Source organism: Planomonospora parontospora (assembly GCA_014647935.1).
Taxonomy (GTDB): domain Bacteria; phylum Actinomycetota; class Actinomycetes; order Streptosporangiales; family Streptosporangiaceae; genus Planomonospora; species Planomonospora parontospora.
Genome location: BMQD01000014.1, coordinates 71,687 through 92,956, shown reverse-complemented (window position 1 = coordinate 92,956; position 21,270 = coordinate 71,687). Strand labels below are relative to the sequence as shown.

The window sequence follows — 21,270 nt, the reverse complement described above, 5'->3', positions numbered from 1 at the left end:
TCCTGAGCCGCCTCCGTCATCCGTTCATCGAGAGGAGGACGGCCAGGAGACGCAGGGCGCCGGCCTTGTCCAGGGGCTCGTTGCCGTTTCCGCATTTGGGAGATTGGATGCAGGAGGGACAGCCGCGCTCGCACTCGCAGGAGGCGATGGCCTCCCTGGTCGCGGTGAGCCATTCGAGTGCGCGGGAGAACCCCCGTTCGGCGAAGCCCGCGCCGCCCTCATGGCCGTCGTAGACGAAGACGGTGAGCATGCCGGTGTCGGCGTGGAGCTCGGTGGAGACGCCGCCGATGTCCCACCGGTCGCAGGTCGCGAAGAGCGGAAGCATGCCGATGGAGGCATGTTCGGCGGCGTGCGCCGCTCCTCCCAGGTCCAGCCCGGCCTCGGCCAGGGGTGAGATCGCCGAGGCGGGCAGCGTCCACCAGACCGCGCGGGTGCGCAGCGTTCGTGGAGGCAGGTCGAGCGCCTCGTCACCGAGGGGCTCGCCGCTCTGCAGGCGGCGCTTGAGATAGGAGACGACCTGGCGGGTGACCTCCACCGAGCCGAAGTGCAGTTCCCCCGGACCGAGCGGATGGGAGCGGAACGACTCCAGAACGGAGATCTCGGTGACGTCCCTGGCGAAGGTCGTGTAGTCGGGGGTTCCCGCCTCGACCAGTGCGACGCCCGCCTCCAGGTCGAGCTCGGTGACGAGGAACGTCTCGCCCTGGTGCACGTAGACGGCTCCGGTGTGCACGGTCGTGTGGGCCGACGACTCGTCCACGGTCCCCAGGAGGCATCCGGTGGACAGCTCCACGACCTGGACGGGCGCCCCGCCGGAGCCCCGGATGTCGGCGAGGTCGGTCGCCCGCTCCCGCCTGGTCCAGAACCACCCCGACGGCCGCCGCCGGAGCAGGCCGTCACCGACCAGCGAGGCGAGCACCTCCTTCGAGGTCGGACCGAAGATCTCCAGGTCCTCCTCGGTGAGGGGGATCTCCGCGGCCGCCGCGCACAGGTGCGGGCCCAGGACGTAGGGGTTGCCGGGATCGAGCACGATCGCCTCCACCGGCCGCCCGAACAGGGCCTCCGGATGGTGGACCAGGTAGGTGTCGAGCGGGTCGTCCCTGGCGATCAGCACGGCCAGCGCGTCCTGGCCCGCGCGGCCCGCCCGCCCGGCCTGCTGCCACAGCGACGCCCGGGTGCCCGGCCATCCCGCGATGAGGACGGCGTCCAGCCCCGACACGTCGACACCGAGTTCCAGGGCGTTGGTCGTGGCGAGCCCGAGGAGGTCCCCCGACCGCAGCGCCCGCTCCAGGCCCCGGCGCTCCTCCGCGAGGTATCCGGCCCGGTAGGCGGCGATCCTGCCGGGCAGGTCCGCGAGGCTCGTGAGGGATGCCGGGGCGGTCCGGGACGGGGGAGGCGGGGTGACCATGCCGGGAGAAGGCCGCGAGAACATGCCCGAGGCCAGGTCGGAGAGCCTGGCCCGGGCGGACAGGGCCACGGACTCGGCGGCGCGCCGCGAGCGGACGAAGGCGAGGGTGCGGGTGCCGTCGAGGACGAGGTCGGCGAGGAGGTCGGCGGTCTCCGCGGCGGCGGGTCGCCGGACCGGTGCGCCGCCCTCGCCCCGCAGATCGGTCAGGGGCGGCTCCCAGAGGGCGAAGGTGATCGAACCCCGAGGAGAGGCGTCCGTGGTCACCTCGGCCGTCTGGAGGCCCGTCAGGCGCGTCGCGAAGGCCCCGGGATCGCTGGCCGTGGCGGAGGCGAGGACGAAGACCGGGGACGAGCCGTACCGGGTGCAGACCCGGCGCAGGCGGCGCAGGATCTGCGCCACGTGGGAGCCGAAGACGCCCCGGTAACCGTGACACTCGTCCACCACCACCGTCCGCAACCGCCGCCAGAAGCCCGACCACCGGGCGTGGCCCGGCAGCAGGCCGCGGTGGAGCATGTCCGGGTTGGTGAGCACGTAGTTGGCGTGCCGCCGGATCCAGGCCCGTTCCTCGTAGGGCGTGTCGCCGTCGTAGGCGGCGGCGCGCAGGCCGGGCACGTCGAGTGCCTCCAGGGCGCGGAGCTGGTCGGCGGCCAGGGCCTTGGTGGGCGTCAGATAGAGGGCGGTGCCCCCGTCCAGCACGGAGCTGAGCGCGGGGACCTGGTAGGCGAGGGACTTGCCCGAGGCGGTGCCGGTGGCGATGATCACGTTTCGGCCACGGTGAGCGAGCTCGGCGGCCTCCGCCTGATGTGGCCAAAGACCGAAAATACCCTGGTTCGCCCAGCGCGTAACCAGCGTCTCGCTGACCCAATCCGGCCATCGGGCTTGACCCGCCTGACGTGCTGGAACATGCTCCACATGGGTGACGCGCCCCCGACGTGCGGGAACGCCGAGCAGACGGGACAGGAGAGGGTCTGCTCGCGACGGTGAGGAAGAAGACGGGCTCACTGGTTTTCAGTCTCGCATCTGTGGGCAGAGTCGCCGGGAATCGTGATTTCGTATAGACACTGAGCGTACGCATGGTTGAATGCCGCGCGTCGGGGCTTGTCGTCTAGGGACCTCCAGGTCCCAGAAGTCACGCCTGAATCGTATTTTCGCAGGCAAGGCGCTGGAGGATCTGTGGATCTGAAGTTGGACCACCATTCCGAGGACCGTCTCACTATCGTCGAGGTCGAGGGTGAGATCGATGTCTACACCGCGCCCAGATTGCGTGAGCTCCTCATCGACCTGGTCAACAAGGGGAACTTCCACCTCCTGGTCAACATGGAGAAGGTCGACTTCCTCGACTCCACGGGTCTCGGCGTCCTGGTCGGCGGGCTCAAGCGCGTTCGGGCGCACGACGGCTCCCTGGAGCTCGTCTGCACCCAGGAGCGCATCTTGAAGATCTTCCGGATCACCGGCCTGACCAAGGTCTTCGGCATCTACGCCTCGGTCGAGGAGGCCAAGGAAGCCCACGGCCGAGACAAGTAACCATGGCCACCGTCGAGCTGACGTTCAGCGCCCTTCCCGCCCACGTGCGTACGGCGCGTCTGGTCGCCACCGCGATCGCGCGCCGTACCGGGGTGGAGGAGTCATTGCTGGACGAGGTACGGCTCGCCGTCGGTGAGGCCTGCTCCCGGGCGGTCGAGGCGCACCGCCTCCACTGCCCGGGGGAGCCGATCCGCATCGAGCTGTGCGACGACTCGGGGCGGTTCGAGGTGATCGTCACCGACGCGGCCCCGAGTGATGAGCTGGAGCGGCAGGAGCGCACCACGCCCTCTCTCGAAGACTTCCTCGGGAAGATCCCCGACACGCTGATGTCCGGATTCGGCATCGCGGTCATCGCGGGACTGGCCGACGACGTCGAGGTCTTCCCGAGTCCGAAGGGCATGCGCATCCGCATGAGCTGGCCCGCCGCGCCGAACGGTCTGTCCCCGGTCTGACCCGGGGCCGGCCCGCGGCCTCCGGGCGACGGCTTCTCCCACGACCGGGCGCGCCCACACGGGCACGCCCGGTCGTCGTCATGCCCGGGCCCGGAAGCCCGAGCCTGCCGGATCCGTCCTCCCGGTCCCGGTGTCCCTCCACCCCCTCAGGCCCGGTGTCCCTCCATCCCATGGGCCCGGTGTCCTTGCCCTGTCCGGAGGGCCGCGCCCTGTCCGGAGGGCCGCGCCCTGTCCGGAGGGCCGCCGGATCCGTCCTCCCCTGGACTCGGTGCCCCCGTCCTCCCCGGGCCCGGTGCCCTGTCCTCCCCTGGACTCGGTGTCTCCGCCCGTGAGCTCCGCAAATTTTCGGTCTTCTTTAACCGGTTAAACGTGTAGACCGAAATGTCGCGAAAACATTGACATAAAAGGCGTCTAGCAGCGTAAACGGTGGCATGGGCGCACGGGCTCGCGGGCACTGTTGGACACGTCGCCGATTGACGGTGGGCAGAGGCTTCATATCCGCGTCCTTGCTGCGTAGACTCCCCGCACCGGCCAAGGTTTGTCCTTCGGACGGGACTCTTGTCGGGTTCCGCGCCGAAAGAAGGTCTGTGGACGCAACCGGAAGCGGCACTGCCAATCGCCCGGACGTGCGCCGCCGACCCACCGCTCCACTCATCGCGACGCACTCCGGGCAGGACGTGTTCCCGTCTTGCCGAGGAGAGTCGGATGTCTGTCCATCTCGCCGCCGTCGATGAGACAGCGGTATCCCTGAGCGGCTCCCACCTGACCATCGTGGTCGTGGTCGCCGCCGTAGCCCTGCTCGCGCTCGCCGTCGCCGGCGGCCTCGTCCGCGAGGTGCTCGCCGCCGATCAGGGCACCGAGCGCATGCAGAACATCTCAAGGGCCGTGCAGGAAGGAGCCGCCGCATATCTGGGGCGGCAGTTCCGCACGCTCGCCGTATTCGTCATCGCCATTCCCTTCCTGTTGTATCTGCTTCCGGCGGTTTCGACGGAAGTGAGGATCGGCCGTTCAGTATTTTTCGTGATCGGTGCGGTTTTCTCCGCACTGACCGGATTCATGGGAATGTGGCTGGCGGTCCGGGGAAACGTCCGCGTCGCCGCCGCCGCCCGCACCGCCGGGGAGAAGACGGCGATGCGCATCGCCTTCCGCACCGGCGGTGTGGCGGGCATGTTCACCGTCGGCCTGGGCCTGCTCGGCGCCGCCATCGTGGTGTTCGTCTACAAGGGCGACGCCCCCGCCGTGCTGGAGGGCTTCGGCTTCGGCGCCGCCCTGCTCGCGATGTTCATGAGGGTCGGCGGCGGCATCTTCACCAAGGCGGCCGACGTAGGCGCCGACCTGGTCGGCAAGGTCGAGCAGGGCATCCCCGAGGACGACCCGCGCAACGCCGCCACCATCGCCGACAACGTGGGCGACAACGTCGGCGACTGCGCGGGCATGGCGGCCGACCTGTTCGAGTCGTACGCGGTCATGCTGGTCGCCAGCCTCATCCTGGGCAAGGTCGCCTTCGGCACCGAGGGTCTGGTGTTCCCGCTGATCGTGCCGATGGTGGGCGTGCTCACCGCGATCATCGGCATCTTCGTCACCTCTCCGCGCAGCGGTGACCGCAACGGCATGGCGGCCATCAACCGCGGCTTCTTCATCTCCGCGGCGATCTCCGCGGTGCTGGTCGCGGCGGCCGCCTTCCTCTACCTGCCGGCCAGCTTCGCCGAGCTGAACGGGGTGAGCCCGGCGATCGCGGCCGTCGACTCCGACCCCAGGCTCATCGCGATCGGCGCGGTGCTGATCGGCCTGATCCTGGCCAGCGCCATCCAGATCCTCACCGGCTACTTCACCGAGACCAACCGGCGCCCCGTACGGGAGATCGGGGAGAGCTCCGTCACCGGGCCCGCCACGGTCATCCTGGCGGGCATCAGCGTCGGCCTGGAGTCGGCGGTCTACTCGGCGCTGCTCATCGGCGGCGCGGTCTACGGCGCGTTCCTGCTCGGCTTCGGCAACGTCACCGTCGCCCTGTTCGCCGTGGCGCTGGCCGGCACCGGCCTGCTGACCACGGTGGGCGTGATCGTGTCCATGGACACCTTCGGCCCGGTCTCCGACAACGCGCAGGGCATCGCCGAGATGTCCGGCGATGTCGAGGGCGAGGGCGCCGCGGTGCTCACCTCGCTGGACGCCGTCGGCAACACCACCAAGGCCATCACCAAGGGCATCGCGATCGCCACGGCCGTGCTCGCCGCGACGGCGCTGTTCGGCGCCTTCCGGACGGCGGTGGAGACCGAGCTGACCGGGGCCACGCAGGGGGTGAAGGACGCGCTGGGGTCCTTCGCCACGTTCAGCCTCGGCGTCGACTCGCCGAACGTGCTCGTCGGACTGGTCATCGGGGCCGCGGTCGTGTTCATGTTCTCCGGCCTGGCGATCATGGCGGTCGGCCGGGCGGCGATGCGTGTCGTCTTCGAGGTGCGTGAGCAGTTCCGTACCAAGCCGGGCATCATGGCCGGCACCGAACTGCCGGAGTACGGCCGGGTCGTGGACATCTGCACCCGCGACTCGCTCCGCGAGCTGGCCACGCCCGGCCTGCTCGCGGTGATGACGCCGATCGCCGTGGGGTTCGCGCTCGGATACGCGCCGCTCGGCGCCTTCCTGGCCGGCGCCATCGCCTGCGGCACGCTCATGGCGGTGTTCCTGGCCAACTCGGGCGGCGCCTGGGACAACGCCAAGAAGCTGGTCGAGGACGGGCACCACGGCGGCAAGGGCTCCGAGGCCCACGCCGCGACGGTCATCGGCGACACGGTCGGCGACCCGTTCAAGGACACCGCGGGACCGGCCATCAACCCGCTCATCAAGGTGATGAACCTGGTGGCGCTGCTGATCGCCCCGGCCGTCGTGGTCTACGCCGACAACGTGGCGCTGCGGGTCGGCATCGCGGCGGTCGCCGTGATCGTGGTGATCGCCGCGGTGGTCGTCTCCAAGCGCCGCTCGGCGGACGACGACTCGGCGGCCGGGAACAACAGCCCGGACCGTGAGCCGGAGCCCGAGCCGATCGCCGGCTGAATCCCCGTACGGTTGATCCCCTGTACGGGGCCGTACAACGAAGGCACCGTACGGCGGGGCACCGTCGAAGGGGTGCGCGGGCGACCGCGCACCCCTTCCGCATGGGCGGGCGGTCCCGGTGGGAAACTGAGCGGTGACTCCTCCGCTCCCCGGGGAGGCGGACCCCGTCTCCCTCCGCCGGGGGCGGCCGGAGGCGGCCGGGTCCCGGCCGCCGGGACGACACGACGACATCTCAAGAGGAGGGACGGCACGCCCCAGCCGGGAGTGCCGGGAACCCGATGGAACAGCAGCCTTCCGGGGGAAAGACGCTCATCATGATCCTGCTGGCGATGGCCGCGGTGTTCGCGGTGCTCGCCGGGATCGCCATGTGGGCGGCGAGATGACGATGCGCACGCTGATCGTGCTGCGGCACGCCAAGGCCGCCCACCAGCCCGGCCTCGCCGACTGGGAGCGTCCTCTCACCGAGAGGGGCGAGCACGACGCCCGCAGGGTCGGTGAGGTCCTCGCCGAGCTGGGGCTCCGGCCGGACCTGGTGCTCTGCTCTCCGGCCGCGCGGACCCGGCGGACCGCCGAGCTGGCACTGCCCGGCGCGTCCGTCGAGTTCGAGCGGGACGTCTACGAGGCCTACGCCGACGACCTGCTCGCGCTGCTCCGGCGGACCGGTCCCGACGTGGGCACGCTGCTGCTGGTGGGGCACAACCCCGGAGTCCACGAGCTGGTCATGGGGCTCACCACGCGTGACGGCGATCCCGGGCTCCCGCCCGGTGCGTTCGCCGTCATCGAGACCGCCGACGCGTGGGCGGAGCTGGAGAGCGGACGCGCGGTCACCCGGTGGAGCCCGAAGGACCGCTGACCCCGGCCGGTCCGGCCTCTCGCGTCCGGCCGCGGACGGGCAGGCCGTACGCTCCGGGGTCGGTGGTGGGCAGGCCGTTCCGGCTCAGCGGTCGGTGGCGGGCAGCCCGTCCTCGGCGTCGGCGGCCTCCACCTCGGCGCGGGAGATGCCGAGCAGGTAGAGGATCGAGTCGAGGTACGGCACGCTGACCGCGGCGTCGGCGGCCTGGCGGACCACCGGTTTGGCGTTGAACGCGATGCCCAGACCCGCGGCGGCGATCATGTCCAGGTCGTTGGCGCCGTCGCCGATCGCCACGGTCTGACTGAGCGGGATGCCCGCCTCGCGGGCGAAGCGCTCCAGGGCCCGTGCCTTCCCGGCCCGGTCCACGATCTCACCGATCACCCGTCCGGTGAGCACGCCGTCCACCACCTCCAGGGTGTTGGCGGCGGAGTAGTCGATCCCGAGGTCGCGCACGAGGCCGTCGGTCAGCTGGGTGAAGCCGCCGCTGACGATCGCGAACCGGTAGTCGAGCCGCTTGAGCGTCCGCACCAGCGTGCGGGCGCCGGGCGTGAGCACGATCTCCTTGCGGACCTTCTCGAAGATCTCCTCCGGGAGGCCCTCGAGCAGTGCCACGCGGCGGCGGAGGGACTCGGCGAAGTCGAGCTCGCCGCGCATCGCCTCCTCGGTGACCCGGGCGACCTCGTCCAGGCAACCGGCGTGCGCGGCCAGCAGCTCGATCACCTCGGCCTGGATGAGCGTGGAGTCCACGTCCATCACGATCAGCCGCTTGGCCCTGCGGTACAGACCGGTCCGCTGCACGGCCACGTCCACCTGCTGGGCGTGCGCCTCGACGGCCAGCTCGGCCCGGAGCGCGTCCGGGTCGGCGCCGGAGACGGCGAGCTCGATGCAGGTCACCGGATAGCTCGACAGCCGCTCGATCCGGTCGATGTTGGCCCCGGAGGCGGCGATCCGCCCCGAGATGCCCGCCATCGCGGCGGGATGCAGGGGCGCGCCGAGCACGGTGACGTGCAGCCGGCCGCGTCTGCGCTTCTCCTTGGTGTCGGAGCCGGTGGACAGCTCCACCTCCAGGCCCAGGTCCTCCGCGGTGCGTTCGACGGCGGTCCACAGCGCGCCGAGGGTGCCGCCGGTTCCGGTCGGGGTGTCGCCGGTGTAGGCGACGAGGACGCCGAGGGTGAGCCGGCCGCGGATGACGACCTGCTCGACGTCGGCGACGGCGACGGGGAAACCGGCCAGGACGGCGAAGAGCCGGGACGTGACGCCCGGACGGTCGGGACCGGTCAACGTGATCAGGAGCGTGCGCTGGTTCATCGATGCCTACGCTACTTGCCCCGGGAAACACCCGGGTAAGTGGTTCATCATCCGGACGCCCGGTGTTCGCGGCCCGCCCGGTTCCGGCGTCACCCGCGGTTCCCGGCCCGGATCCCATCCCGGCAGGCTCCGGCTTCGGTTCCGCCCCCGGTTCCGCCCCCGGTTCCGGTTCCGGTTCCGCCTCCGGCTCCGGCTTCGGCGGTGGCCTAGCCCGAGCCGAGATAGGCGATGACGGCGGCCACCCGGCGGTGGGTGTCGGGGCTGTTCTCCAGCGCCAGTTTCATGAAGATCGAGTTCACGTGCTTCTCGATCGCGGAGACCGACAGGTGCAGGGTCCGGGCGATGCCGCCGTTGGACAGGCCGTGCGCCATCTCACGCAGCACGTCCAGCTCCCGGGGGGTGAGGTCGGTCGGCGGCGGGCCACCGCGCACGCCGCGCTTGGCCAGCAGGCCCTCCACCACCTTGGGGTCGATCACCGACCCGCCCGCGGCCACCGACCGGATCGCGCCGAGCAGCTCGTCGATGTCCCCGACCCGATCCTTCAGCAGGTAGGCCCGTCCCTCGGTGCCGTCCCGGAACAGGTCGAGGGCGAACACCGCGTCGGAGAACTGGGAGAGCACCACGACGCCGATGACCCCGAGGTCCCGCGCGGCCGCCCGGATGCGGTGGGCGGCGTCGACGCCCTCCATGCCCGGGCGCACCGGGTCGGCGGGGCTCGGCATCCGGATGTCGGTGACGACCACGTCGGGCCGGAGCCGCCGGGCGGCGTCGAGCAGCTCACCGGCGGTGCCCACGGCGGCCACCACGGAGATCTCCCCGGTGGACTCCAGGAGCCGGCGGGTGCCCTCGCGCACCAGGTAGTGGTCCTCGGCCAGGACGACCCTGAGCGTAGCCGGAGTGGTCATGGGGAGATCATGCCCGCTGGGCGGGCCGGTCGCATATGAGGCTGTCCGCACGGTGCGCGCCGCACGCCCGGGCCCCCATCCGGACCGCACGCCCGGGCCCCCATCCGGACCGCACGCCCGGGCCTCCATCCGGACCTACGGCACACGCCGCACGCCCGGGTCCTCACCCGGACCGTACGGCGCGCCGTACACGCGGACCGCACGTCCGGTGCGGTGACCCCGACCCCCGCAGCGGGGACGGGGTGGGGCTCCGGTGCGCGGACGGGGTACGGCTAGCGGAGGATCCGGGTCCTGACCTTCACGTACTTCAGGTCCACGCCGGTGTCGAGACCGTGGATGTCGAGGGTGTCGAGGCCGCCCGCGGGGACGTCGATCGAGGCCGTGGCGAACTCGGCGGCCGCGGTGCCCCGGGCACTGCCCCGGAGCCAGACCTTGACCTTGACGGTGGCGGTCCTGCCGGGGTTCAGCCGGTCGAGCAGGCAGCCGACCTCGCGCCCGTCGGCCTCGCAGTACGAGCCGGAGGGACCGGTGATCCGGACCTTGTAGGCCTGCTTGGGGACGTAGCCGCCGACGTAGGCGATGTCGGTGTACCAGTCCCCGACGTTCTTGGTCTTGAGCGTGTAGGTGATCGTGCGGCCCGCGTACGCCCTGCGGGGGTAGTAGGCGGTCAGCTTCAGCGGTGACAGCGGGGGAGCCTGCTGTGCCGTCACCGGAGCGTTCGCGGCCCGGTGCTGGAAGGTCTGGGCGTTCGCGGTCTGGGGGACGAGCAGCATGCCACCCGCCACGGTGATGGCGGCGAGGACGGTCAGGGGCCGGCGCATGGTCACTCCAATGGGGAGGCGATCGTTGCGACCAGCATGCGGAGATCGACTTGGAATCCTCTTGCGGCTGACTGGCCGGACAGGCGACGGCCGGACCCGGCATGCCGTCCGCTCCGCCGAGGCGGAGCCCGGCTGCGGAGCCGTGGTATCCGGGGTGTGCGCCTAGAGTTCTCCGCGTGAACGGAGACCGGGACGCCGTCCTGCACGCGGTGAGCTCCGCCGTGCTCGCGGTGACCAGGCATCTGTCGGTCCGCGAGGTGCTCCAGGTGATCGTCCGCTCGGCGCAGCGGCTGCTGGACGCCCGTTACGCGGCGCTGGGCGTGCCCGACGACGAGGGGGCGTTCGCCGAGTTCGTCGCCGAGGGCATCTCCGACGAGGAGTGGGCGGCCATCGGCCCGACGCCCCGCCAGCACGGGCTGCTCGGTGCGATGCTGCGCGAGGGCGCCCCGGTCCGGCTGCCGGACGTCCGCCGGGACCCGCGGTTCGACTCCTGGCCGCGCGCGCATCCGGTGCTGAAGGACTTCCTCGGGGTGCCGATCCGCGACGGCGAGCAGGTGCTCGGCATCGTCTTCCTGTCCAACAAGCGGGCCCCCGGCGGGTTCACCGAGGACGACCAGCGGCTGCTGACGATGTTCGCCGCGCACGCCGCGATCGCCCTCACCAACGCCCGCCTCTACGAGCGCGGCCGGGAGCTGGCGCTGGTGGAGGAGCGCACCCGGATGGCCCGCGAGCTGCACGACGCGGTGACCCAGAAGCTGTTCTCGCTCCGGCTCACCGCCCAGGCGGCGGCCTCGCTGGTCACCCGCGACCCCGACCGGGCGGTGCGCGAGCTGGAGCGGGTGGAGCGGCTGGCCGGGGAGGCGCTGGCCGAGCTCCGTGCGGTGATCGTGGAGCTGCGCCCGGCCGAGCTCGACCGCCACGGCCTGGCCGAGACGCTCCGCAAGCACGTCCGGCTGCTGGACCGGCTCCATCCGGCGTCGTTCACGTTCCGGCTGGGGGACGGGGGCGAAGGGGAGGCGCTGTGCGGGCTGGCGCCGGAGACGGAGGCGGCCGTCCTGCGGGTCGCCCAGGAGGCCCTGCACAACGCCGCCCGGCACGCCGCCGCGGAGGCGGTCGCCGTACGGCTGGGCTGCGAGGGGGGCCGGGTGGTGCTGGAGGTGCGCGACGACGGGACCGGGTTCGACGCGGCCGCGGCCTCCGGCCGCGGGCTGGGCATCGCGTCGATGGGCGACCGGGCGCAGGCCCTGGGCGGGAGCGTGCGGGTGTCCTCGGAGCCGGGCGGCGGCACGCTGGTGCGGATGGAGGTGCCCCGGTGAGCGCCCGCACGGCACCGGGACGGCGGGCGGGACGGGTACGGCGTGCGGTGGACGGAGGCGGGAGGACGGTGGCGCGCGGGTGAGCGGCGGTGAACGGGGCCGGACGATCCGGGTGCTGATCGCGGACGACCACCCGGTGGTCCGGCAGGGCCTGCGCACGTTCCTGGACCTGCAGGACGACCTGGAGGTGGTGGGGGAGGCGCGGGACGGCGCCGAGGCGGTGGAGCTGACCGGGTCGCTCGCGCCGGACGTGCTCCTGCTCGACCTGAGGATGCCGGTCCTCGACGGTCCCGGCGCGCTGGCCCGGCTCGCGGAACTCGGGCTGACGCCGCGCGTGCTGGTGCTGACCTCGGTCTCCGACCGCGGCGACGTGGCCCCGGCCATGCGGGCTGGGGCGGCGGGCTTCCTCTACAAGGACGTCGAGCCCGCGGCGCTGGTCCAGGCCATCCGGGCGGTCCACGGCGGGCAGGTGCTGCTGGCCCCCGAGGCCGCCGAGGCGATGCTGGCCGGGGCCGCCCTCCCGCCCGCGTCCGGGAACGCGGCTCCGGCGGGACCGGTGGTCCCGTTGACCGACCGGGAGCGCGAGGTGCTCGCGCTGATCGCCTCGGGCCGTTCCAACCGGGAGATCGCCCGTGAACTGGCGGTGGCGGAGAAGACGGTCAAGACCCACGTCTCCAACGTGCTGATGAAGCTGGGCGTGCAGGACAGGACCCAGGCCGCGCTCTACGCTGTACGGCACGGCCTGGCCTGAGGCCCGGCGGCCGGATGGCGGTGTCGGCCCACCGCGCGGGCGCATGGACGAGCACGACGACGCCCGGGGCCGGCGTGGACCCCACCGGCCTCGGACGGACCGCGTCGATCCCCTCGCACCCGCCCCGACGGGCGGTGTCAGGAGCGGGCCGGGGCGTAGCAGAGCGCGGTGATGCCGCACTCGAACGGCTGGACGTCGACGCGCTGGAAGCGCTGGACGGCGCCGGTGGTGGGGAAGACGGGCAGGCCGGTGCCGATCGCGGTCGGGTTGACGATCAGGTGGAGCTCGTCGACCAGACCGGCGGCGATGAGGCTCTGCGCGAGGGTGGAGCCGCCGTAGGTGATGATGTCACCGCCGGGCCGGGCCTTGAGCTCGCCGATCGCCTCGGCGAGGTCGCCGCCGACGACGGTGGCGTTCTTCCAGGGAGACTCGGTGAGCGAGCCGGAGACGACGACCTTGGGGGTGTCGTTCATCCAGTCGATGGTCTCCTGGGACTCGCCTTCGGGACGGGCCTCCCAGGAGGGGATGAAGCCCTCGGCGAGCTTACGGCCCAGCACGATGGTGTCGACCGGCTTGGTCAGCGCGTCGAGGTAGGCGTTGAGGTCGTCGGACCAGGGGAAGTGCATCCAGTCCATCTCGCCGTTCGGGCCGCCCATGTAGCCGTCGGCGGTGGTCTGGACCTGGAGCTTGAGCTTGCGCATGAGGGTGTCCTTCCGAGGGGTCCTCGGACGCGCTGTCGCGTCCTGCGTTCTCAGGGTCCGGCCGGGCCGACCTCGTCATCGAGACCGGTATGGCGATCAAGGCCCTGATGGCGAAGGAGATCACCCCGGACGAGGCCGTCGCCACCGGCGCCGTGCGCATCGAGGGCGCCCCCGCGTTGCTGGAGCGCTTCTCCGAGGTCTTCGCCATCTGACCGGCGGTCCGTCCGCCGTCTCCGGCCCGTCTCCGGCCCGTCTCCGGTCCGTCCGCCGTTCCCGGCCCGGCCCCCGCCGGGACCGGGCCGACGGCTCAGACCAGCTCGGTGATGGCGTGGTGGGCGGCCACGCGCGCGCGCCGCACCGCGCGGTCGAGGTCGCGCAGGGCTTGGGCGCGGGTGGCGATCTGGCCCGAGGTGAGCCCGCGGTCGTCGGCGATGCGGAGCGCCACGGCGAGGCGGGCGGCCAGGGCCGCGACCCGGTGCGCGCGGGCGGGATAGCCGGGGGCCAGGCCCTCGTCCGGGGGCTGCGCCCGGCGGTGGCCCTGGGCCGGGCCCTCCACGCCGAGCAGGGCGTCGGTGGCCGCGCGCATCGCGAGAGTGAGGGCGTGCTCGGCCTCGGCCAGGGAGGGCACGTCGGGGACCGCGGCGGAGGCCTCGAACACGCTCCAGCGGACTCCGGAGTACGACGACCCGCGGCGGTCCGGCGCCGGGACCAGCCCGAGGCACCTGCCGGGGAGCACGGCGGTGACCGCCTGCCCGGCGTCGACGGCGGCGGAGGTGAAGGCGGGCGGACCGGTGAGGCCGAGCGGGTCGCCCGCCGCGGGAAGGGCCAGGCGCAGCGCCGCCAGGCCGTCGCCCCGCAGGTCGGCGAGGACGTTCCGGAGCGGGACGTCGCCGGAGGCGGTGGCGACGAGCTGGGGCCCGGCCTGCCGCTCCACCCGGTCGGCGGCCTGGTCCAGCCCCGTCTGCCCGGCGAGCCAGGCGTTGCCCCAGCAGACCAGCGTGGCCGAGATCGGTGAATCAGGGTGCACCGGTCCACGATATGCGCTCGCCCTGCAATAGGTTTTGATCCGAGCGATTGATGAGGAGGCGTGGCGCATGGGCGGTCAGGTGCTTCGGTTGCAGGACGTCACCGTCCGCAGGGACGGCGCGGTCCTGTTGCGGAACATCGAATGGACCGTCCACGAGGACGAGCGGTGGGTCGTGATCGGTCCCAACGGCGCGGGCAAGACGACGCTGCTCCAGGCCGCCGGGGCCATGCTCTTCCCGACCGAGGGCGTCGTGGAGGTCCTGGGCGAGCGGATGGGCCAGACCAACGTGTTCGACCTGCGCCCGCGCATCGGGCTGGCGAGCGCGGCGCTGGCGGAGCGGGTGCCGGCGGACGAGAAGGTCATCGACCTGGTGCTCACCGGCTCGTACGCGATCCTCGGCCGCTGGAAGGAGGAGTACGACTCCGCGGACGTCACCCGGGCGGTCGAGCTGATCGATCAGATGGGCTGCGCCCACCTGATCCGCCGCCGGTTCGGCACGCTGTCGGAGGGCGAGCGCAAGCGGGTGCAGATCGCCCGGGCGCTGATGCCGGACCCGGAGCTGCTCCTGCTGGACGAGCCCGCCGCCGGGCTGGACCTGGGCGGCAGGGAGGACCTGGTCCGCAGGCTCTCGGCCCTGGCGCACGACCCCAAGGCCCCCACCATGGTCCTGGTCACCCACCACGTGGAGGAGATCCCCAGCGGGTTCACCCACGCGCTGCTGCTCCGGCACGGGGCGGTGGTCGAGGAGGGTCCGATCGACCACGTGATGAACGCCGACAACCTCTCGCGCACCTTCGGCCTCCCCCTCACCCTGGAGCGCGGCCTCGACGGGCGCTGGTACGCCCGAGCGCAACAGTTCTGATTCCATGTGTGACTTACGCCACTGAGAAAAAGTAAAACGAAATATCATTTCGGGGACGAGAGCTCCATTTGACTCGACCGCCCGGAGTGGCCAATGGGACCGTCGTTCATCGCCGCCCTCATCGTGGTGGCCGTCGCAGGGTTCGCGCTGGTCCGGACGGTCCGGATCGTGCCCCAGGCCACCGCCGGGATCGTGGAGCGGCTCGGGAGATACCACCGCACCCTCCTGCCGGGGCTCAACCTGGTGGTCCCCTTCCTCGACCGGATCAAGGAGACGATCGACCTGCGCGAGCAGGTCGTCTCGTTCCCCCCGCAGCCGGTCATCACCTCCGACAACCTCGTGGTCTCCATCGACACGGTGATCTACTTCCAGGTGGTCGACCCCCGGGCGGCCACCTACGAGATCGCCAACTTCCTGGTCGGCGTCGAGCAGCTCACCGTGACCACGCTGCGCAACGTGGTCGGCGGCATGGACCTGGAGCGCGCGCTCACCTCCCGCGAGGAGATCAACAGCGAGCTGCGCGGTGTCCTCGACGACGCCACCGGCAAGTGGGGCATCCGGGTCAACCGGGTCGAGCTCAAGGCGATCGACCCGCCGGCCTCCATCCAGGACTCGATGGAGAAGCAGATGCGCGCCGACCGCGACAAGCGCGCCGCCGTGCTCACGGCCGAGGGGCAGAAGCAGGCCGCCATCCTGACGGCCGAGGGGCAGAAGCAGGCGGCGGTCCTCAAGGCGCGGGGCGAGGCGGAGGCCGTGGTGCTGCGGGCCCAGGCCGACGCGGAGGCGAAGGCGATGCGGGCCAAGGGCGAGGCCGACGCGATCGCGATGGTGTTCCGGGCCATCCACGAGGGAAAGCCCGACCAGGCGCTCCTGGCCTACCAGTACCTGCAGACGCTCCCGCAGATCGCCCGGGGCGACGCCAACAAGGTGTGGATCGTGCCCTCGGAGATGGGCCGGGCCCTGGAAGGGCTGGGCGGCCTGTTCGCGAACGCCGCGGGCGCCGAAGGACCGGGCGCAGGTGTCGGGGGAGCGGGCGCGTGGGGTGCCGGAGGACCGGGCGCGGGCGCCGGGGGAGCGGGCGCGTGGGGTGCCGAGGCCGCGGGTGCGAACGCCGCGGCTGCGGGGCCCGGCGCCGCGGAGCCCGGCCCGGGGGCGGGACCCGCGGCGGGACCCCTGGCTCCGGCCGGGGAGGGGACCCCGCCCGGACCGGGCGGGACGCGGAAGGGCACCCCCGCTCCCGGATGACGTCCGGGCTCCTCCTAGGGTGCGGTGAGTGCCGTGCACCGTCTGCGGGCGCGAGCCGTACGAGTGAGGAGGGCGTTCATGACGCCGTGGGAGGCGGTCGCGATCTTCGCGGCCGGGATCGGGGCCGGGGGCGTCAACGCCGTCGTCGGCTCCGGATCGCTGATCACGTTCCCCACGATGGTGGCGGTGGGCCTGCCGCCGATCGTGGCCAACGTCTCCAACAACATCGGGTTGGTGCCCGGGTCGCTGACCGGGGCGCTCGGCTACCGCCCGGAGCTGAAGGGGCAGCGCGACCGGCTGGTGCGGCTGGGCACCGGCTCGGTGGCGGGCTCGCTCATCGGCGGGGTGCTGCTGCTCTACCTCCCGGCGAGCACCTTCGACGTGGTGGTGCCGATCCTGATCGGCCTGGCGTGCGTGCTGGTGATGGTCCAGCCGAGGCTCAGCACGTGGCTGAACGCCCGGCGCGAGCGCGCCCATCCGCACGGCGGCCCCTGGCTCTGGCTCGGCGTCCTCGCGGCGGGGATCTACGGCGGCTACTTCGGGGCGGCCCAGGGGGTGCTGCTCATCGGCCTGCTCGGCATCTTCCTCGACGACGGCCTGCAACGGGTGAACGCCGCCAAGAACGTGCTCTCCCTGCTGGTCAACACAACCGCGGCGGTGCTGTTCGTGCTGGTGGCGGAGGTGGACTGGCGGGCCGTGGCGCTGGTGGCGGCGGGCGCGGCGATCGGCGGGTTCCTGGGCGCGAAGGTGGGCCGGAAACTGCCCGCCCCGGTGCTGCGGGTCTTCATCGTCTGCGTCGGCGTCGCCGCGATAGTCAAACTGGTGTACGGATAAAACCTACCCAGTATGGGTATGAATCCGACATGAAGGGCGACAGAGTAGAGATCGTCATCGATGCCGGAGACACCTCACGGACCTACGAGGTCGCCGCGACGCGGGCGGGCCGCCGCGTGGAGATCTCCAACCGCCGCGGCGGCGTCGTCGAGGTGAGCGAGGTCACCCGGAGCGGTACGGCGGTGCGCACCGCCAGGTTCATGTCCAGCCGGGTCCTCGCCCTGGTGGAGCACCCGGCCGACGGCGCCGACGGCGGCCCCGACGACTGAGGCCGCGCCGGGCCCGCCGGGCCCGCCCGCGGGCGGGCTGTGGGCGGGCCCGTCGGTTCTGCGCCGGGCAGGGTGGGCGGGACCGCGGGCAGAGGATGGGCGGGACCGTCAGTTCTGCGCCGGGCGGACCTGGATGACGCCGTCACGGCGGATCCGGGTCTCGAACGACGGCTGGGGCGCGGTCCCCGGGCCGTGCACGACGGCCCCGTCCGAGAGCCGGAACGTGCTCCCGTGCCAGGGGCAGACCACGCAGGCGGCTCCGCCCTCGGCGACCAGCCTCCCCTGGTGCAGCGGGCCGGCCAGGTGCGAGCAGTGGTCGGCGAGCACGGTGACCTCGCCGTCGACCCGCAGGACGAACAGGTCGATGTAGCCCAGCCGCCGGGCCACCGGCCGGCCGTCCGGCAGGTCGTTGAGGGAGCACAGGTCGTACCAGCCGAGCGGGACCAGGTGGGTGACGGAGTCGGCGTGGTTGGCCCCGACGGCCTGCCGGTAGGCCAGGTGGCCGCCGAGGAAGCCGCCCAGGCTCGCCGCGCCCAGCCCGGCGTACCCCACCATGCGGCCGGCCCGCTCGCGCCCGCCGACCCGCAGTGCCAGCGAGGCCGCGTACAGGCCGAAGGCGGTCAGGTTGGTGACCGCGTGCACGAACCCGACCCGCTGCTGCTCGCGGTGGATGACCGACCAGTCCGTGACGCCGGCGGCCACCGTGGGGAGCGCGGCGCCGAGACCGGCGGTGAGCACGGTCCGCGCGGCCCGGGAGCCGGTCCCGGTCAGGTCGATCACCGAGGTCGCCGCCCAGGCGCCCACGACGAAGGTGGCCAGCGGCGGGTGCAGGGGCTTGCCGGTGGGGACGCCGTGGAGCAGGTCGCGCAGGCGCCCCGGCCCGATCCTGCGGCGCACCGCCTTGGCCAGGCCGCGGATCGGCCGGTCCAACCTCGACGACCGCTCGATCGGGCCGACGATGTTGATCGTCGATGCCAGATCCTTGAGGCTCCGACGCCCGGTCTGGACTGATTCCTTCACTCCCGCCCCCTCTCGACCATTAGGGACCTACCCGGGAACCGTGTTATGCACGCGCCAGATGTCCCCGGCGGACGGAGAGTTCGATGATCTCGGTGGCGTAGGCGCCGAGGGTCGGCGAGCCCTCCTCGATGATCTTCACTTTCTCCAGCACCTGCTCCGCCGTCACCTTGTAGAGCGACCAGGTCCCGCCCTCGTTGTGGTGGTTGGCCATGATGGGCGCGATGCGGTCCAGGGCCTTGGCGAACCTGGCCTCGGGGGTCCTGCGCTCCTCGAACTCGTCCCAGAGCTCGCGCAGCCGTACCGCCTGGTCCTCCGGGAGCAGCCCGAAGATGCGGTCGGCCGCCTTGCGCTCGATGCCGAGCTGGGCCTCCACCGCCGGGGAGTCGTAGATGAAGGTGTCGCCGGCGTCGATCTCGACGATGTCGTGGACGAGCAGCATCGCGACGACCCTGTCCATGTCGGTCCCCGGAGGCGCGTGCTCGGCCATGACCATGGCCAGCATCCCCACGTACCACGAGTGCTCGGCGTCGTTCTCCCGCCGCGACCCGTCCATCAGGGTGTTGCGGCGGACGACGCGCCGGAGCTTGTCGATCTCCATGGCGAAGGCGAGCTGGGCGTGCAGACGATCCTGTGCTGGAGGGGTGGTCACGCGCGCAAGCCTAGTGCGCGCGTGAGGTCCTCTCCCGCCCGCCCACGGGCTCACGCGCGGCTGACGGTCACCGGAACCCCGTTGAACACGGCGTTCCCCGAGGGGACGTCGAGCGCGGAGGAGTCCGTCAGCACGTTCGCGCTGACCCCCGCGTGCTCGGCCGCGACCCGCTGCGAGGTCCCCTGGTGACCCCAGCCGTGCGGCAGGCTCACCACCCCGGGCATGATCGATTCGGTCGGTTCCAGCGGCACGGTCAGCTCACCGACGGCGCTGCGCACGACGGCGTGCCCGTCCAGGCCGAGCCTGCGCACGTCGTCCGGGTTGATCTGCAGCGTGCAGCGGTTGCTCCCGCCGACCAGGGGCTCCACGTTGTGCAGCCAGCTGTTGTTGGAGCGCAGGTGCCGCCGCCCGATCAGGACCATCTCCGGCGGCGGCGCGGACGCCCGTTCACGCAGCCGCGCGACGTCCGCCACCAGCTCGGCCGGGGCCAGCTCCACCTTCCCCGAGGCCGTGCGCAGCACCTCGCCCAGCCGGGGCCGCAGCGGGCCGAGGTCGATCCCGTGCGGGTTGGCCCGCAGTTCGGCCAGGGACAGCCCGTGCGGACCGAGCTTGAGCATGGCGTCCAGCCGCAGCTCCGCCCCGGTCCCGCCTTCGAGCCCGGCGCGCAGCTCGGCCGGGTCCCGTCCCTCGACCGGCGAACCGGGCGTCTCGACGGCCCGGCGCAGCAGCCGCTCCAGGATCAGCTCGTCGAGCACGGCCGGGTCGGCGTCCGCCCCCTGCCCGGAGGCGATCAGCGTCAGCCGGGCGAGGATCTCCGCTTCGGAGGGCCGCCCCGGCTCCGGCGGCAGCACCGGCGGGGAGAACCTGGCGTAGTCGCGCACCGCGAACGCCAGCAGGGAGAAGTCGTAGTGCGGCGAGTGCAGCACCGGGGGCGGCGGGAGGACGACGTCCGCGTGCCGGGTCGTCTCGTTCAGGTAGGGGTCGACGCAGACCATGAACTCCAGGCCGCGCAGCGCCTCCTCCAGCCGGGGCCCGTCCGGCGCGGAGAGCACCGGGTTGCCCGCCACCACGACCAGCGCCCTGACCTGCCCCTCGCCGGGGGTCTCGATCTCGTCGGCGAGCGTGGCCACCGGCAGCTCGCCGTTCGCCTCCGGCAGGCCCCGGACGCGGCTGCGCCAGCGGCCCGTGGTGTACGGCTTGCTCCTGCGCCCGGTCTCCGTGGCGGGGGTGGCGAACATGACCCCGCCGGGGCGGTCGAGGTTGCCGGTCAGCACGTTGACCGCGTCGACCAGCCACTGCGCGAGGGTGCCGAACTCGGCGGTGCACGTGCCGATGCGGGCGTAGACGGCGGCGGTGGGGGCCGCGGCCAGCTCGCGGGCGAGCCGGGCGATGACGTCGGCGGGCACGCCGCAGGTCTCCGCCACGGCCTTGGGGGAGAAGCCCTCGGCGAGGGCGCGCAGCTCCGCCAGGCCCTCGACCTCGACGCCCACCGAGGTGAGGTCTTCGGCGAAGAGGGTGTGGACGATGCCGAACAGCAGGTGGGCGTCGGTGCCGGGCCGGACGAACAGGTGCTCGTCGGCGAGGGCGGCGGTCCGGGTGCGGCGCGGGTCGACGACCACGAGCCGGCCGCCCCGCGCGCGCAGCGCCTTCAGCCGGCCGGGGAAGTCGGGGGCGGTGCAGAGCGAGCCGTTGGACTCCAGCGGGTTGGCGCCGAGCATCAGCAGGTGGTCGGTGCGGTCCAGGTCGGGCACCGGGACGGCCATCGGGTCGCCGAACATCAGGCCGCAGGAGACGTGCTTGGGCATCTGGTCGGCGGTGCTGGCGGAGAAGACGTTGCGGGTGCCGAGCGCGCGGATCAGCGGCCCGCCGTACAGGGCTCCGGCCATGGTGTGGGCGTTCGGGTTGCCGAGGTAGACGGCAAGGGCCTGGCGCCCGCGGGCCCCGGCCACGCCGGTCAGGCCCCGTTCGACGGCGCGGAAGGCCTCCGGCCAGGTGGCCTCGCGCCACTCGCCGCCGGTGCGGATCATGGGGGTGCGCAACCGGTCGGGGTCGGAGTCCAGGCGGCCGAGGCTCGCGCCCTTGGGGCAGATGAAGCCCCGGGAGAACGGGTCGTCCGGGTCGCCCTTCACGGAGGTGACGTGTCCGGCGTCGTCGAGCGTGAGCCGCAGGCCGCAGACGGCCTCGCAGAGGGGACAGGTCCGGTGGGCGGTTCGCATCGGCACTCCTGGGTTCGATGAACGAACCCATCATTGCCCGCCGCCGCCGCGAGGGAAAGCCCCGGAC

Annotated in this window: 20 protein-coding genes; 11 read left to right on the top strand and 9 right to left on the bottom strand. The window is 72.5% G+C overall.

The window, feature by feature from the left end:
• Positions 1 to 16 precede the first annotated feature (16 nt).
• Positions 17 to 2,407 carry a DEAD/DEAH box helicase gene (locus IEZ07_RS21930; protein WP_507763334.1) on the bottom strand — a complete coding sequence of 797 codons (2,391 nt, stop codon included), beginning with the start codon at positions 2,405 to 2,407 and terminating at the stop codon, positions 17 to 19.
• A 171-nt stretch (positions 2,408 to 2,578) separates the two neighbouring features.
• On the opposite strand from IEZ07_RS21930, the gene IEZ07_RS21925 reads away from it, so the two are divergent.
• The 4 genes from IEZ07_RS21925 to IEZ07_RS21910 all read left to right on the top strand — a co-directional run bounded on the left by IEZ07_RS21925 (position 2,579) and on the right by IEZ07_RS21910 (position 7,279).
• Positions 2,579 to 2,929 (top strand): STAS domain-containing protein, encoded by a 351-nt coding sequence (locus tag IEZ07_RS21925; protein WP_012887265.1) that lies wholly within the window; start codon positions 2,579 to 2,581, stop codon positions 2,927 to 2,929.
• A gap of 2 nt (positions 2,930 to 2,931) precedes the next feature.
• Entirely contained in the window at positions 2,932 to 3,381 is a 450-nt protein-coding gene (locus IEZ07_RS21920; protein ID WP_068898087.1) for an ATP-binding protein, read from the top strand.
• Positions 3,382 to 4,086: 705 nt separating this feature from the next.
• Complete coding sequence (locus IEZ07_RS21915; protein ID WP_068898088.1) at positions 4,087 to 6,426, top strand: sodium-translocating pyrophosphatase; 2,340 nt, start codon at positions 4,087 to 4,089, stop codon at positions 6,424 to 6,426.
• 379 nt (positions 6,427 to 6,805) lie between these two features.
• A complete protein-coding gene (locus IEZ07_RS21910; protein WP_239320590.1) occupies positions 6,806 to 7,279 on the top strand; it encodes a SixA phosphatase family protein in 474 nt (157 codons plus the stop codon).
• 84 nt (positions 7,280 to 7,363) lie between these two features.
• Here the strand turns inward: IEZ07_RS21910 and serB are convergent, their stop codons facing one another.
• The 3 genes from serB to IEZ07_RS21895 all read right to left on the bottom strand — a co-directional run bounded on the left by serB (position 7,364) and on the right by IEZ07_RS21895 (position 10,313).
• The gene (gene serB, locus IEZ07_RS21905) at positions 7,364 to 8,587 is read right to left on the bottom strand and encodes a phosphoserine phosphatase SerB (protein WP_191896443.1); all 1,224 of its coding nucleotides are present in this window, start codon (positions 8,585 to 8,587) and stop codon (positions 7,364 to 7,366) included.
• A gap of 206 nt (positions 8,588 to 8,793) precedes the next feature.
• A complete protein-coding gene (locus IEZ07_RS21900) occupies positions 8,794 to 9,492 on the bottom strand; it encodes a response regulator (protein WP_191896442.1) in 699 nt (232 codons plus the stop codon).
• Positions 9,493 to 9,764: 272 nt separating this feature from the next.
• Entirely contained in the window at positions 9,765 to 10,313 is a 549-nt protein-coding gene (locus tag IEZ07_RS21895; protein ID WP_191896441.1) for a hypothetical protein, read from the bottom strand.
• A 176-nt stretch (positions 10,314 to 10,489) separates the two neighbouring features.
• Here IEZ07_RS21895 and IEZ07_RS21890 point away from each other — a divergent pair, with 176 nt between their 5' ends.
• On the top strand, positions 10,490 to 11,629 hold the full coding sequence (locus IEZ07_RS21890; RefSeq protein ID WP_239320588.1) for a GAF domain-containing sensor histidine kinase: 1,140 nt from the start codon (positions 10,490 to 10,492) through the stop codon (positions 11,627 to 11,629).
• Positions 11,630 to 11,708: 79 nt separating this feature from the next.
• The gene (locus tag IEZ07_RS21885; protein WP_068898100.1) at positions 11,709 to 12,380 is read left to right on the top strand and encodes a response regulator; all 672 of its coding nucleotides are present in this window, start codon (positions 11,709 to 11,711) and stop codon (positions 12,378 to 12,380) included.
• Positions 12,381 to 12,517: 137 nt separating this feature from the next.
• Here the strand turns inward: IEZ07_RS21885 and IEZ07_RS21880 are convergent, their stop codons facing one another.
• Complete coding sequence (locus tag IEZ07_RS21880; RefSeq protein WP_191896439.1) at positions 12,518 to 13,081, bottom strand: dihydrofolate reductase family protein; 564 nt, start codon at positions 13,079 to 13,081, stop codon at positions 12,518 to 12,520.
• An 89-nt stretch (positions 13,082 to 13,170) separates the two neighbouring features.
• On the opposite strand from IEZ07_RS21880, the gene IEZ07_RS35855 reads away from it, so the two are divergent.
• Entirely contained in the window at positions 13,171 to 13,293 is a 123-nt protein-coding gene (locus IEZ07_RS35855; RefSeq protein WP_275413862.1) for a hypothetical protein, read from the top strand.
• A 95-nt stretch (positions 13,294 to 13,388) separates the two neighbouring features.
• On the opposite strand, the gene IEZ07_RS21875 is transcribed toward IEZ07_RS35855, so the two are convergent.
• Positions 13,389 to 14,108, bottom strand: coding sequence for an Rv1486c family protein (locus tag IEZ07_RS21875; protein ID WP_191896438.1), 720 nt, complete (start codon positions 14,106 to 14,108; stop codon positions 13,389 to 13,391).
• 67 nt (positions 14,109 to 14,175) lie between these two features.
• On the opposite strand from IEZ07_RS21875, the gene IEZ07_RS21870 reads away from it, so the two are divergent.
• The 4 genes from IEZ07_RS21870 to IEZ07_RS21855 all read left to right on the top strand — a co-directional run bounded on the left by IEZ07_RS21870 (position 14,176) and on the right by IEZ07_RS21855 (position 17,318).
• Positions 14,176 to 14,970 carry an ABC transporter ATP-binding protein gene (locus tag IEZ07_RS21870; protein ID WP_068898106.1) on the top strand — a complete coding sequence of 265 codons (795 nt, stop codon included), beginning with the start codon at positions 14,176 to 14,178 and terminating at the stop codon, positions 14,968 to 14,970.
• A gap of 93 nt (positions 14,971 to 15,063) precedes the next feature.
• Positions 15,064 to 16,215, top strand: coding sequence for an SPFH domain-containing protein (locus IEZ07_RS21865; protein WP_191896437.1), 1,152 nt, complete (start codon positions 15,064 to 15,066; stop codon positions 16,213 to 16,215).
• 78 nt (positions 16,216 to 16,293) lie between these two features.
• Positions 16,294 to 17,049, top strand: a complete 756-nt coding sequence (locus tag IEZ07_RS21860) for a sulfite exporter TauE/SafE family protein (protein ID WP_191896436.1) — start codon at positions 16,294 to 16,296, stop codon at positions 17,047 to 17,049.
• A gap of 29 nt (positions 17,050 to 17,078) precedes the next feature.
• On the top strand, positions 17,079 to 17,318 hold the full coding sequence (locus IEZ07_RS21855) for a DUF8836 family protein (protein ID WP_191896435.1): 240 nt from the start codon (positions 17,079 to 17,081) through the stop codon (positions 17,316 to 17,318).
• A gap of 108 nt (positions 17,319 to 17,426) precedes the next feature.
• Here the strand turns inward: IEZ07_RS21855 and IEZ07_RS21850 are convergent, their stop codons facing one another.
• The 3 genes from IEZ07_RS21850 to IEZ07_RS21840 form a co-directional block, all read right to left on the bottom strand.
• Positions 17,427 to 18,338: a Rieske (2Fe-2S) protein gene (locus tag IEZ07_RS21850; protein WP_084008484.1), complete on the bottom strand. Its 912-nt coding sequence runs from the start codon at positions 18,336 to 18,338 to the stop codon at positions 17,427 to 17,429.
• 43 nt (positions 18,339 to 18,381) lie between these two features.
• Positions 18,382 to 18,936: an HD domain-containing protein gene (locus IEZ07_RS21845; protein WP_229798494.1), complete on the bottom strand. Its 555-nt coding sequence runs from the start codon at positions 18,934 to 18,936 to the stop codon at positions 18,382 to 18,384.
• A gap of 101 nt (positions 18,937 to 19,037) precedes the next feature.
• A complete protein-coding gene (locus tag IEZ07_RS21840) occupies positions 19,038 to 21,203 on the bottom strand; it encodes a molybdopterin-dependent oxidoreductase (protein WP_191896434.1) in 2,166 nt (721 codons plus the stop codon).
• Positions 21,204 to 21,270: the final 67 nt, after the last annotated feature.